The sequence below is a fragment of the Caldibacillus thermoamylovorans genome, assembly GCF_000751775.1.
In the GTDB taxonomy this organism is placed as follows: domain Bacteria; phylum Bacillota; class Bacilli; order Bacillales; family Caldibacillaceae; genus Caldifermentibacillus; species Caldifermentibacillus hisashii.
The window spans coordinates 1-13516 of sequence record NZ_CCRF01000006.1 but is presented as its reverse complement, the minus strand read 5'-3'; the positions used below and the strand labels follow the sequence as shown (position 1 = coordinate 13516).

Here is a 13516-nt window from a genome sequence, read left to right as displayed (position 1 = left end):
TTATAGAAACAGCAAATGAAGGTTTATGGTCCCAACTCTGTCCTAATAACGGTAGGATGCCGCCTTTACCTACTCCAATGATTGTTTCAACAAAGGACTCCGGGGTGCATTTCAATAACCATAACTTTAGACCACTCTCAGCTTATGTGATCCTCTCTGAAAAAGTATCATTATTTACTTCTCCCCGTCACAGCTTTCATTTTATTCTCTTTGTACATTTACTATATTACATTTTTATAAAAAAGTTAACTTAAAATGTTTTGGATCCGTTTTTTTACTGTTTCTTTGCCTAATAACTCGATTGTATTCGGTAGTTCCGGTCCATGTTCTTGACCTGTAACAGCAACACGGATTGGCATAAACAATTTTTTACCTTTTTGACCGGTCGCTTTTTGAACCCGTTTGATTGCAGCTTTAATTTCCGCAGCTTCGAATGGCTCTAAATCCTCCAGTTCTTGTAAAAATGCCCGTAATACTTCAGGTACTTGTTCTTCACTTAAGATTGCTTTTCCAGTTTCATCATAGCTGATTTCCTCTTTGAAGAAAAGCTCGGACAATGAAACAATCTCCGCCCCATAACTCATTTGTTCTTGATAAAGAGCAACCAGTTTATTCACCATTTCCAATTGTTCGGGGCTTGGATTTTCAGGAACACGTCCTGCGTTCACTAAATGTGGCAATGCCAATTCTACAACTTTTTCAACCGGAAGTTTTTTCATGTATTGGTTATTCATCCAAATCAATTTTTGTCTGTCAAAAACAGCAGGTGATTTGGAGAGGCGAGCCGGGTCGAATATCTCGATTAACTCTTCCTTGGAGAAAATTTCCTCTTCTCCAACCGGTGACCAGCCTAATAATGCAATAAAATTAAATAATGCTTCCGGTAAATAGCCGAGCGCTTCGTATTGTTCGATAAATTGAATAATCGATTCATCCCGTTTACTCAATTTTTTATGATTTTCATTAACAATCAATGTCATATGTCCAAAAGTTGGAGGTTCCCATCCAAACGCTTCATAAATCATTAATTGTTTCGGTGTATTGGAAATATGATCGTCACCGCGAAGAACATGACTGATTTTCATTAAATGATCATCAATAGCCACAGCAAAATTGTATAACGGCATCCCGTCTTTTTTGACAATGACAAAATCCCCGATATCTTCAGACGCAAAGGAAACTTCCCCCTTGACGATATCATTGAAGCGATAAACTTTTCCTTCCGGGACACGGAAACGAATACTTGGTTTTCGTCCCTCCGCTTCAAGTCTAGCCTGATCTTCTTTTGTTAAATGACGGCATTTACCGGAATAACGCGGTGCTTCTCCACGGGCAATTTGTTCTTCCCGTTCTTTTTCTAATTCTTCTTCCGTGCAATAACACTTATAGGCTAATCCTTTTTCCAGTAAATCCTCATAATATTTTTTATAAATGTCGAGTCGTTCTGATTGCCGATACGGTCCATATTCACCACCGACATCAACACTTTCATCCCAGTCCATACCAAGCCATTTTAAATATTTTAGCTGACTTTCTTCCCCGCCGACAATATTCCGCTTTTGATCCGTATCCTCTATCCGAATAATAAATTGACCCTTTTGATTACGGGCAAATAAATAATTAAAAAGTGCCGTTCTTGCATTTCCGATATGTAAATGACCGGTTGGGCTCGGTGCATATCGAACGCGTATGTCGCTCATTTAAATTTACCTCCAATTATTTATCAATACGTTTTTACTATCGTTAACTTTACTTATTTTACAACAAAAACAGAGATTTGTTATCATCTTAACTTGAATTATTTTAAACCTTTTCTAACAAAACGACAGCCAATGAGGCAATCCCTTCCTCTCTTCCTGTAAATCCGAGCTTTTCCGTGGTTGTTGCTTTAACATTTATTTGTTCTCGTTCAGCTTCCAGAATAGCGGCAATATTTGTTTTCATTAATTCAATATAGGGTGCCATTTTCGGCTTTTGTGCAATAATAGTGGCATCAATATTTACCAGTAGGTAACCTTTATCTTTAATCATTTCCCAAACATTTTTCAATAAAACAGCGGAGTTTGCATTTTTATAAGCATCATCATTGTCCGGGAAATAACTGCCGATATCACCTAAACCAACCGCTCCTAAACACGCATCTGTCACTGCATGTAATAAAACATCCGCATCTGAATGCCCCAAAAGCCCTTTTTCATACGGGATATGTACCCCGCCAATAATTAACGGACGTCCTGCAACTAACTGGTGAACATCATATCCTTGTCCAACACGCAACAAGCCAATCTCTCCTTTTCCTGTTATTCATTCCCTTTTTGTCTTTGAATAATTGCATTGGCAAAAATTAAATCTTCCGGTGTGGTTATTTTAAAATTTTCATAATCTCCTTCAACCACAACAACTTTTCCTCCAAATCTTTCTAACAAACTAGCATCATCTGTCCCTATATATCCATCTTCTTCAGCCTTTTTATGGGCATTCATGATTAAATGGAGTTGAAATGCTTGAGGCGTTTGGATCGACCATAATGTTGAACGATCAATCGTTTCCTCAACAATACGGTTCCTCACTTTTTTGATTGTATCTTTTACCGGAACAGCTAACACCGCTCCCCCGTAGTGATTTGCCTTTTCAACCAGTTGATGAAGATATTTTTGCTTTACAAAGGGTCTTGCCCCGTCATGTATAAGCACAATGCATTCACTTTGCAGCTGTTGCAATCCTTTATATACGCTCTGTTGCCGTTCACTGCCTCCTTCTACCATAGCCGCAATTTTTCTTAATTGAAATTGCTCAACCAAGTCCCTTATTTCTTTTCGATCCTGTTTATGAATAACGAGTGTAATGGATTTACACCAATTGTCCTTTTCAAAAATTTTCAAGGTATGTACAAGTACCGGTATTTCATCAATATAAACAAGCAATTTGTTTTTTTCCATACCCATTCGTTTCCCCGTACCTGCTGCCGGGATGACAACATGATATTCCATTCGTATACTTCCCCTGATCCTCTATATTTTGACTCTTTTCTGTAAGATTGTTGCATTTTGATTGAAAAATAACTTTTAATCACTTCTAACCTCAGGAACGATTTCAAGTTTTATGTATCCGCTTCTGCATCCAATAGCAACAAAATTTTAAAACAGCCTTTTCTTAATATATTAAAATAAGGAGGATCATAATTCAAATTGGATCCTCCTTTCATTAATCTATAAGGCTTTCTCTAATAATTTGGGCTTGGCAAATATCATTCGACCTGCAGATGTTTGCAATACACTTGTTACGAGAACAGTAATTGTTTTACCTATATGATTACGTCCTTCTTCAACAACAATCATCGTTCCGTCATCAAGATAGGCAATTCCTTGGTTATGTTCCTTCCCGTCTTTAATTACTTGGACAATCATTTCCTCACCCGGAAGAACGACCGGTTTAACCGCATTAGCCAAGTCATTAATATTTAGCACGTTTACTTGTTGAAGCTCGCATACTTTATTTAAATTAAAGTCATTGGTAACCACTGTACCATTTGTTAATTTAGCCAATTTTACCAGCTTGCTGTCAACCTCTTGGATATCTTCAAAATCCCCTTCATATATTTCCACTTTAATGGGAAGCTCTTTTTGGATTTTATTTAAAATATCAAGCCCTCTTCTGCCGCGGTTTCGCTTTAGAACATCTGATGAATCAGCAATATGTTGCAGTTCTTCTAAAACAAATTGGGGAATCACAATGGTCCCTTCCAAAAAACCTGTCTGACAAATATCCGCAATTCGGCCGTCAATAATGACACTAGTATCTAAAATTTTTAATTGACCACTACCTTTTTGGGTATTACCATCTGCTACTTTTTTCTTATTTGCCCGATTTTGGAAAATACTTAATAGTTCATCCCGCTTTTTAAAACCTACTTGGAAACCCAGATAGCCAAAAAGCATAGTCAAGATAATCGGGGCAATTTCATTAAGAACAGGTAAGAATACAGCATTTAAGGCATAACTAATCAAAAACGCTACAACCAATCCGAGTATTAATCCTATTGTTCCGAACAGTAAATCCAAAATTGGCGCTTTTATTAATGATTCCTCGACCCACTTAATAAAATTCACAACATATTTAACAGCCCAAAAAGTGATAAGATAAAAGATAATAGCTCCTAGGATTGCAGATACAAAAGGGTTATCAACAAGTGCAAACTGATCTAGGTTTGTCAGATGATATAAAAACGGTAAAAACAGAACACCTAATGTTCCTCCTACAAACAGGAAACAAGTTTGGACAATACGTGTAAGCATAAACTCACCTCCTCGTATAATATACATTATAAACAATTACTAATTTTTGAAACGTTATATAACAGATTTATTTTTTAAATGTAATCAGAATGAAATAGTTATTTTCCAACAGAATCTATCAAAAAATGTAAGGGCACCCAGAACAACTTATTGTTCCTTATATTAAGAAAACAGATCGTTCCTTAATCGAATGCTACTTGAAGCGCTTCATTAATCGTCGCTACCCCAATAATTTGAATAGGTTGGTTAATTTCCCAGCCACCTATATTGTTCCGGGGAATTATTATTCTTTTAAATCCTAACTTTGCTGCTTCCCTTACCCTCTGTTCGATTCGTGATACTCGCCTAATTTCACCTGTTAATCCGACTTCACCGATAAAACAATCGGTTGCCCGTGTCGGTGTGTCCCTGAAACTGGAAGCTATACTAATAGCAATAGCTAAGTCGATGGCCGGTTCATCTAATTTTACCCCACCAGCTGCTTTCAAATAGGCGTCTTGGTTTTGCAATAACATCCCAACACGTTTTTCTAAAACGGCCATGAGTAAAGAAACACGATTATGATCGATTCCAGTTGCCATTCTGCGAGGATTTCCAAATGTTGATGGCGAAATTAAGGATTGGACTTCAACTAAAATCGGTCGGGTGCCTTCCATTGATGCAACTACGGTTGAACCCGAAGAACCCATTGAGCGTTCTTCTAAAAAAACTTCTGACGGATTGGCAACATCATTTAAACCCTCTTCTTTCATTTCAAATATACCAATTTCATTTGTAGAGCCAAAACGGTTTTTTACCGCACGTAAAATTCGAAACGAATGATGTCGTTCCCCTTCAAAATAAAGAACCGTATCAACCATATGTTCTAAAACTCTTGGACCGGCAATAGCCCCCTCCTTCGTTACATGCCCCACAATGAATATCGGAATCCCACTTCTTTTGGCTATTCTCATCATTCCACTCGTACATTCCCTAACTTGAGAAACGGAACCTGGAGCAGAGGTCACATCCGGGTGGTATATCGTTTGGATGGAGTCAATTACTGTAAAATCCGGTTTGATTTCTTGAATTGTTTGTTCAATAAACAACATATCCGTTTCCGAAAGTACGTATAAATTGCCGCTTGTTATTCCTAAACGATCAGCACGCATTTTTGTTTGTTTTACAGATTCTTCACCTGATATATACAGTACTTTCAATCCTTTGGTAGCCAACTGGTTGGAAACTTGTAAAAGTAATGTTGATTTCCCAATCCCGGGATCTCCACCGATTAACACGAGTGAGCCATTGACAATCCCACCGCCTAAAACACGATTCAATTCAACTGAATTAGTTAAAACCCGCGTTTCCTCTTTAGATTCAACCGTTGTAAGAGGAACCGCCTTTCGATCCGATGTCAATGGTGAATGATGAGAAAATCCGGCATGGCGATTGCCTGTTACTTCCTGAATCTCTTCAACAAATGTATTCCATTGTTGACAGTTCGGACAGCGCCCTAACCATTTTGGTGATTCATAGCCGCAAGAATGACAAATAAATTTTGTTTTCACTTTAGCCATCTATATTATTTTCCCCTTAATATAAAAACATTGTTATATTTTTGTATTTTTCTACCTTATTTTCCCATATATAAGGTAACGAGGCAACCTACTAAAGTTGTATTTAGAAAAGTTGCCTCCTAATGTTTATTCCTTCAACTGATATTCATTAAGAGTATACATTTGCTTTTACTTTAAATTCATCCTCTTCAACATCCACAGTAACATGTTGACCGGGCTTCACTGTTCCTCTTAATAATTCCTCAGATAGTAAATCTTCAACATGTTTTTGAATCGCACGGCGTAAAGGTCTTGCCCCGTATTCCGGATCATAGCCTACTTCTGTAATTTTTTCTTTAGCCGAATCTGTTAATGTTAATTCGACACCTTGCTCTTTTAATTGTTTCTTTAATGATTCCAGAAGCAAGTCAACAATTTTTTTCAAATGTTCCCTTTCAAGAGAGTGGAATACAATAATCTCATCAACCCGGTTCAAAAATTCCGGACGGAAAGCCCGCTTTAACTCTTCCATGACACGATCTTTCATGTCTTTATAATCTTGATTTCCATCTTGGACACTGAATCCAACATACTTATTTCTTTTCAATGACTCTACTCCGATATTAGAAGTCATGATTACTATTGTATTCCTGAAATCAACCGTTCTTCCTTTCGAATCGGTAAGACGTCCATCTTCTAATACTTGTAATAAAATATTAAATACATCCGGATGTGCCTTTTCAATTTCATCCAGCAAAATAACGGAGTAGGGTTTTCGTCTTACTTTTTCAGTCAATTGACCGCCTTCATCATAACCGACATATCCCGGTGGTGAGCCGACAAGACGTGATGTGGAGTGTTTCTCCATGTACTCACTCATATCAATCCGAATCATTGCATCTTCGTCACCGAACATTGCTTCAGCTAAAGCCCTTGCTAATTCGGTCTTACCAACACCGGTAGGACCTAAGAAAATAAATGAACCGATTGGACGCTTCGGATCCTTTAGTCCGGCTCTTGCTCTTCGTACAGCTTTGGCAATAGCTTTAACCGCCTCCGTTTGGCCTACGACACGATTATGAAGAATTTCTTCCAGTTTCAATAATTTTTCTGTCTCTGTTTCTGCAATTTTTGATACCGGAATCCCTGTCCAGCTAGACACTACGCTTGCGACGTCTTCAACAGTAACTTGGCTGTTCTCTTTTCCTTGTTTTTCTTTCCATATTTTCTTTGTTTCTTCAAGTTGCTCACGGAGTCTTTGTTCCATATCCCTTAATGATGCAGCTTTTTCAAATTCCTGACTTTGAACCGCCGCATCTTTTTCTTTCCGAACTTCATCCAGCTTTACTTCTAATTCTTTTAAGTTTGGCGGTGTCGTAAAGCTACGGAGACGAACTTTTGAACCGGCTTCATCAATGACGTCGATGGCCTTATCCGGTAAAAAACGGTCGGAAATATATCGATCAGAAAGAGTTACAGCAGCTACAATTGCGTCGTCGGTAATCGCTACCCGGTGGTGAGCCTCATACCGGTCACGAAGTCCTTGTAAAATTTGAATAGATTCTTCTACTGTTGGCTCATCGACCATGATCGGTTGGAATCTTCGTTCTAGTGCTGCGTCTTTTTCAATATATTTTCTATATTCATCAAGGGTCGTTGCACCGATACACTGCAATTCACCACGTGCCAACGAAGGTTTTAAAATATTGGATGCGTCAATTGCACCTTCAGCACCACCCGCGCCAATTAACGTATGCAATTCATCGATAAATAGAATAATATTTCCGGCCTGACGAATTTCGTCCATTACTTTTTTGAGACGATCCTCAAATTCTCCGCGATATTTCGTTCCGGCAACAACGGTCCCCATATCTAAGGTCATTACCCGTTTATTACGTAAAATTTCCGGCACCTCATTGTTGACAATTTGTTGTGCCAGTCCTTCCGCAATCGCCGTTTTTCCGACACCGGGTTCACCAATTAAGACCGGGTTGTTTTTTGTTCGACGGCTTAATACTTCAATAACCCGTTGAATTTCTTTACTGCGACCAATAACAGGATCGAGATTGCCGTCCCTTGCCACTTGTGTTAAATCTCTGGCAAGACTATCCAAAGTTGGTGTGTTTACATTCGTTACACTCCCATTAGAAGCACCCGAATCACTGTTACCTAACAGCTGAAGAACTTGTTGCCGTGCTTTATTTAAACTTACGCCAAGATTGCTAAGTACACGTGCAGCCACACCTTCTCCTTCTCTAATTAACCCGAGAAGAATATGTTCCGTTCCGACATAGGAATGCCCGAGTTTTCTTGCTTCATCCATGGATAGTTCAATAACCTTTTTCGCTCTCGGCGTATATTGGGGAGTTTGTGTTAATTCTTTGCCAACACCAATTAAATTTTCCACTTCTTTTTGTATTTTTTCCGGAGTTAATCCAATTCCAAACAAAGCTTTAGCAGCAATCCCTTCACCTTCCCGGACTAATCCTAACAAAATATGTTCGGTCCCTACATTCACATGTTTTAAACGGATGGCTTCTTCCTGGGAAAGTGCCAATACCTTTTGTGCTCTTTCAGTAAATCGTCCAAATAGCATATATTTACCTCCTTATCAGTTGTTATTTTCCATTTGGAGGCGTTCACGAATCATCGTTGCCCTCCTTACATCTCGCTCAAATGGCCTAAGTCCTCCACCTGCATAAAGTTGTAAAAAACCGGGTTGTGTAAGAATCATTAACTCATTCAAAATATTCCTTGAGATATTTTTTATATATCCGATATCAATGCCAAGGCGCACATCGGACAGACATTGAGCCGCTTCCTTTGTTTCAATAATCCTGCTGTTCATTAGTACCCCTAATGAACGATAAATTTTATCTTCTAATTGAACACCGGATGTTTTAATAATCGCTTCTCTGGCCGCACGCTCCTGATTAACAATCTGTTGAACCACATCATTTAAGTCTATGATAATATCCTGTTCGGATTTTCCCAATGTAATTTGATTGGAAATTTGGAAGATATTGCCTAAAGCCTCGCTCCCTTCTCCATAAATCCCCCGGACAACTAAACCAAGTTGATTAATAGATGGAATCAACTGTCTCATTTGTTGTGTCATGACCAAACCGGGGAGATGCAGCATAACAGAAGCCCGAAGTCCTGTTCCAACATTTGTCGGACAACTTGTTAAATAACCACGCACTTCATTAAACGCATAATCCAAGTGCTGTTCAAGCTGGTCATCAACCGCATTAGCAAGATCAAGAGCTGCTTGTAATTGCAATCCTGATAAAATACATTGTATTCGAATATGATCCTCTTCATTAATCATAATACTAATTTCTTCATTTTGCGATAACAGACATGCACCGGTAATAGACTGATCGGCTAAACTTGGACTAATTAAATGTTTTTCCACTAACACTTGTTTCTGTAAAGGTTGAAGTTCTTCCATTTTTAACAATTCCGCATCTTTTAGCGGATGCAAATTTAAAAGTGGAATAACAGATTCAACTTGTTTTAGGACTTTGTCAGCTTCCTCTTTTGTAAAAATGGTTGGGAATAAGTAATCTTTTAAATTTCTTGCCAGACGAATTCTGGAAGTCAAAATAATGTCAGCCTGGGGACCATCTGCATTCATCCAGGAACTTATCGATTGATTTATAAACCGTTCGATTGACATAGTTTATTCGCCCCCCTCTTGCAATTGTTTCTCATAAAGGCGAATTTCATCCCTTACTTCAGCGGCTTTTTCAAATTCTTCCTTAGCAACTAAGGTTTGTAACGTTTCTTTTAAGATATCAATTTTCTTCCGGATGTTCAGGACTCCACCGGAACGTTGAGGGATTTTTCCATTATGTTTCCAATTTCCTCCATGGAGTCTTCTTAAAAGTGGATTTAATTGTTCTTGAAATGCTTTATAGCAATGTGCACATCCGAAACGTCCAATATTCAAAATTTGATTTAATGTCATTCCACATCTGTCACATTGAATAATTTCGCCGGATTGGATCGGATTATTTTGATTTAATTGTTCTATATTCGAGTTCAAATTGAATAATCCTGCTAATAAATTATTAATTGCAAATCCGGAAGTACCACTAATCATAAACTCTGTACCTTTTTCTTGTGCACAATGTTCACAAAGGTGTATTTCCGTTTTTTCCCCATTAATAATCTTTGTAAAATGCAAGGTTGCAGTCCTTTTTTGACACTCTTGACATATCAACTTAGTTCCCCTGCCTTATGATATTATTCATACTTTAGAGTTAATAACATTGCTTTTAAAATTCTTGCCCTTATTAAATCTCGTTCGGGCAAGTCTAAATAAATTACTGAACGATCCAGTGCACTTAACATTATTTTTTCTTCACGTTCATTAATAACTCCTTCTTTTCGTAATCGATTTATGATATCTGTAGCAGAAGATTGAGGAATTTGATTACCAATGATCGCAAACAATTGGTCGATAAGGTGTTTCTTACTATTCGGTCTAACTTTAATAATCCGAATATATCCGCCACCGCCACGTTTACTCTCAACTAAATAGCCGCGTTCAAGGGTAAATCTTGTATTAATAACGTAATTGATCTGTGAAGGAACACATTGAAATTTACTGGCAATCTCACTGCGTTTAATTTCTAATATTTCTTCTTCACTCATCTCTAATATTTGCTTTAAATATTCCTCAATGATATCCGAAATATTTCTCAAGGTTTCCTCCCTCCAAAAACCTCTTTGTATTATTTTCAAAAACAACAGAAGTTCCTATAATCAATTATATTATTAACTATTGACTTTGACTATATTTGACTTTAATTTATTATATATTTTTTTATTATGAATCGCAAACCAAATAACCATTTTCATTTATAATTTATTTGTTGCCTTTGAAAGTACCTTCTAAACATTGTTTACATAAAATAGCACATGATTTGATTGAAAAGTTGTCTTTCACGATGATTCCTTGAAAAATGCTAAACACATTTTTTGAGCGATAAGTTTTTGGGAAAGACTTTTTAAAGTCCGGGTAAAAGTTATTTCAATTTCTTGGGGTTTCGGGGAATTTATTCAGAGCGTGAGACGTTTTCTAAGGTTTGAGATTATGAAAAATGGTTTCATTCTTTTTTTAAAACTGATTTTGGTAAATGTCATTGGCAAAAGAGATCTTAAGAAAGCATAAACTTGATTGGTAAATACTGCGATCCTTTTATGCCTTTATTCTTAAGATCTCTCCAAATCGAAACCTGAATTAACTTTTTTAAAACAGGGATATTTCTAAATTGATTTAATAATTAGTTTTTAACAATTTCCTGTCCACGAACATTCCATGTAAATGCAAAAACAACTGCTGCGAGTACACATGATATCGTTAACAATATAAAACCTGCGTTCCATCCCGCTGCATCTACAAGGACACCCATTAAAGCATTTGCAGTTACTGTGCCACCTAGGTATCCGAATAATCCGGTTAAACCAGCAGCGGTTCCTGCAGCTTTTTTAGGTACAAAATCAAGTGCTTGTAAACCAATTAACATAACAGGTCCGTAAATTAAAAATCCTATTGCAATTAGACAAGCCATATCAATAATCGGCTTTCCTGCTGGATTAAACCAGTACACAAGAACAGCAACTAAAACTCCAAGAATAAAGACAAAGCCTGCGGGTCCACGGCGCCCTTTAAATACCTTATCTGAAATCCAACCACATAATAACGTACCTGGAATACCAGCCCATTCATATAAGAAGTAGGCAATACTAGATTTATCCATATCAAAACCTTTTTCTTCACTTAAGTACATCGGTGCCCAGTCAAGAACGCCATAGCGTACAAAATAAACAAAAATATTCGCAAATGCTATCGCCCAAACCCACTTATTGTTTAATACATATTTAAATAAGATCTCCTTCGTTGTCAGCTCCTTTTCAAATGTTTCTCGCGTTTTTGTTGGATAATCATTTCGGTATTCTTCAATTGGAGGTAATCCAACAGATTGAGGAGTATCTCGAATTAAGAAATACGAAATAATAGCAACTACAATAGCGATTAATGCTGGGAAGATAAACACTCCTTCAAAACCTGCATTCGAAGCAACTATCGTAGAAAATAAGGTAGCTCCTGTAACAGCAATCGGAGCCATTAGTCCCCCGCCTACATTATGTGCTACATTCCAGATTGCAGTTTTACTCCCTCGTTCACTGACACTAAACCAATGTACTAGAACACGACCGGATGGAGGCCAACCCATTCCTTGAAACCACCCTAAAATAAATAACATAACAAACATAATTGCAACTGAAGATGTAAATAATGGGAAACAGCCCATTAATAAACTAACAAATGCAGAAAGGATTAATCCCAACGGCAGAAATACACGAGCATTGCTTCGATCTGATACGGTCCTCATGACAAATTTACTAATCCCATATGAGAGCGAAACGGCTGATAAAGCGAAGCCCAATTCTGTCTTTGAAAAGCCTTGTTCTGTTAAGTATGGCATAGCAATTGAAAAGTTTTTTCTCAACAAATAGTACGCTGCATAGCCTATAAAAATACCGATAAACACCTGGAGTCTATATTTCTTATACACCGGGTCAATTTTATCCTTTGGTAGTCTTTCAATTGGTGAAGCTGGCTGTAAAAACTTAAGCATAATTCTTCTCCCCCCATTTAAAAGCTTTATTAATATTGAATGACAACAAAAAGACCATACTTAACTAATCACTTCTTTTCTTTTGGAAAGAAGTAATTATAAGCATGGTTCTCCCTATCTCCACCATAATTAACTTGTTATTATTATATTAGTATACTTCGAAAGCGATGTCAATGGAGTATTTACGGGAGTTTGACAGTTGATAATCAATAAAATCACAAGAAATTTTGACAGGTTTATTTTTGTCAATTTTTTGATTTAATATTACGTAACAATTCGAAACATCATATAATTCAGGCATCGTTGTCACTTTGGATGTTACAATTAGGCGAATAAAAACTAGTCGTTCCAAAATTCTGAGTCATACGGAAGCCATTAATTAAAAAGGAATGAAAAAATTGTAAAGAAGGCTAAATGTCCATTTGTACATTATAATTCGGTTAGAGCTAACGTTTTTTTCATATGGTCTTGTTTTCACATGAAGGTAAATTCTGTATCTCGACGACATGTTTTTTGAGTATCCGTAAAAAATAATTTTAATCAACAGTTTTGAAGATAGAACGCTCTTCTACCACTTTTATAGAAGTTTCTTATCGGATACAGATTACTAGAAAGAGCGATTTTTTGGAACTTTTTCAAAAAAAGAATAGGGTTGTCCAAAAAGTCATTAATTTTGACTTTTTTGGACAACCCATTTACTGTGTGCCCGGCAACGTCCTACTCTCACAAAAGCAAGGCCTTCACTACCATCGGCGCTGAGAAGCTTAACTTCCGTGTTCGGGATGGGAACGGGTGTGACCTTCTCGCCATTATCACCGGACTATTTTTAAACAACATAATGTATATAATATGTTGTTTATTATTTCGCATGGGAATTTTCATTCTCTCAAAACTAAATAACGTAAGGCTATTTACCGAGTAACGTTCTTATCTGTCTTGCTTCGGCTCCTAGCGACTAGCGCCACTTCACACTCATTCACTACGATAAGTCAACATCGGCTCATTACTTCGCCGTGTTTCCTTTTCCTCG

The 13516-nt window shown here is 37.3% G+C and carries 10 protein-coding genes, 1 rRNA gene and 1 other annotated feature (1 of these 12 cut by a window edge); all 11 genes read right to left on the bottom strand.

The features are described 5' to 3' along the window. Positions 1–200, bottom strand: a binding site (T-box leader); it reaches 46 nt to the left of the window's first position. 45 nt (positions 201–245) lie between these two features. Beyond that, entirely contained in the window at positions 246–1700 is a 1455-nt protein-coding gene (gltX, locus tag BT1A1_RS00500; protein ID WP_034766969.1) for a glutamate--tRNA ligase, read from the bottom strand. A gap of 103 nt (positions 1701–1803) precedes the next feature. Continuing rightward, positions 1804–2280, bottom strand: a complete 477-nt coding sequence (gene ispF / locus BT1A1_RS00495) for a 2-C-methyl-D-erythritol 2,4-cyclodiphosphate synthase (RefSeq protein ID WP_034766966.1) — start codon at positions 2278–2280, stop codon at positions 1804–1806. A 20-nt stretch (positions 2281–2300) separates the two neighbouring features. Beyond that, positions 2301–2990, bottom strand: a complete 690-nt coding sequence (ispD, locus tag BT1A1_RS00490; RefSeq protein ID WP_034766964.1) for a 2-C-methyl-D-erythritol 4-phosphate cytidylyltransferase — start codon at positions 2988–2990, stop codon at positions 2301–2303. A gap of 219 nt (positions 2991–3209) precedes the next feature. Continuing rightward, complete coding sequence (locus BT1A1_RS00485; RefSeq protein WP_034766962.1) at positions 3210–4295, bottom strand: PIN/TRAM domain-containing protein; 1086 nt, start codon at positions 4293–4295, stop codon at positions 3210–3212. Between the two features lie 182 nt (positions 4296–4477). Then, positions 4478–5854 carry a DNA repair protein RadA gene (radA, locus tag BT1A1_RS00480; RefSeq protein ID WP_034766959.1) on the bottom strand — a complete coding sequence of 459 codons (1377 nt, stop codon included), beginning with the start codon at positions 5852–5854 and terminating at the stop codon, positions 4478–4480. A gap of 148 nt (positions 5855–6002) precedes the next feature. Beyond that, positions 6003–8429, bottom strand: coding sequence for an ATP-dependent protease ATP-binding subunit ClpC (gene clpC / locus BT1A1_RS00475; RefSeq protein WP_034766957.1), 2427 nt, complete (start codon positions 8427–8429; stop codon positions 6003–6005). Positions 8430–8444: 15 nt separating this feature from the next. Continuing rightward, entirely contained in the window at positions 8445–9515 is a 1071-nt protein-coding gene (locus tag BT1A1_RS00470) for a protein-arginine kinase McsB (RefSeq protein WP_034766955.1), read from the bottom strand. Positions 9516–9518: 3 nt separating this feature from the next. Continuing rightward, entirely contained in the window at positions 9519–10061 is a 543-nt protein-coding gene (locus BT1A1_RS00465; protein WP_034766953.1) for a protein-arginine kinase activator protein McsA, read from the bottom strand. Positions 10062–10084: 23 nt separating this feature from the next. Beyond that, positions 10085–10546, bottom strand: a complete 462-nt coding sequence (locus BT1A1_RS00460) for a CtsR family transcriptional regulator (RefSeq protein WP_034766951.1) — start codon at positions 10544–10546, stop codon at positions 10085–10087. Between the two features lie 581 nt (positions 10547–11127). Beyond that, positions 11128–12486: a glycerol-3-phosphate transporter gene (glpT, locus tag BT1A1_RS00455; RefSeq protein ID WP_034766949.1), complete on the bottom strand. Its 1359-nt coding sequence runs from the start codon at positions 12484–12486 to the stop codon at positions 11128–11130. 704 nt (positions 12487–13190) lie between these two features. Beyond that, positions 13191–13306, bottom strand: a 5S ribosomal RNA gene (gene rrf, locus BT1A1_RS00450). Between the last annotated feature and the right edge of the window lie 210 nt (positions 13307–13516).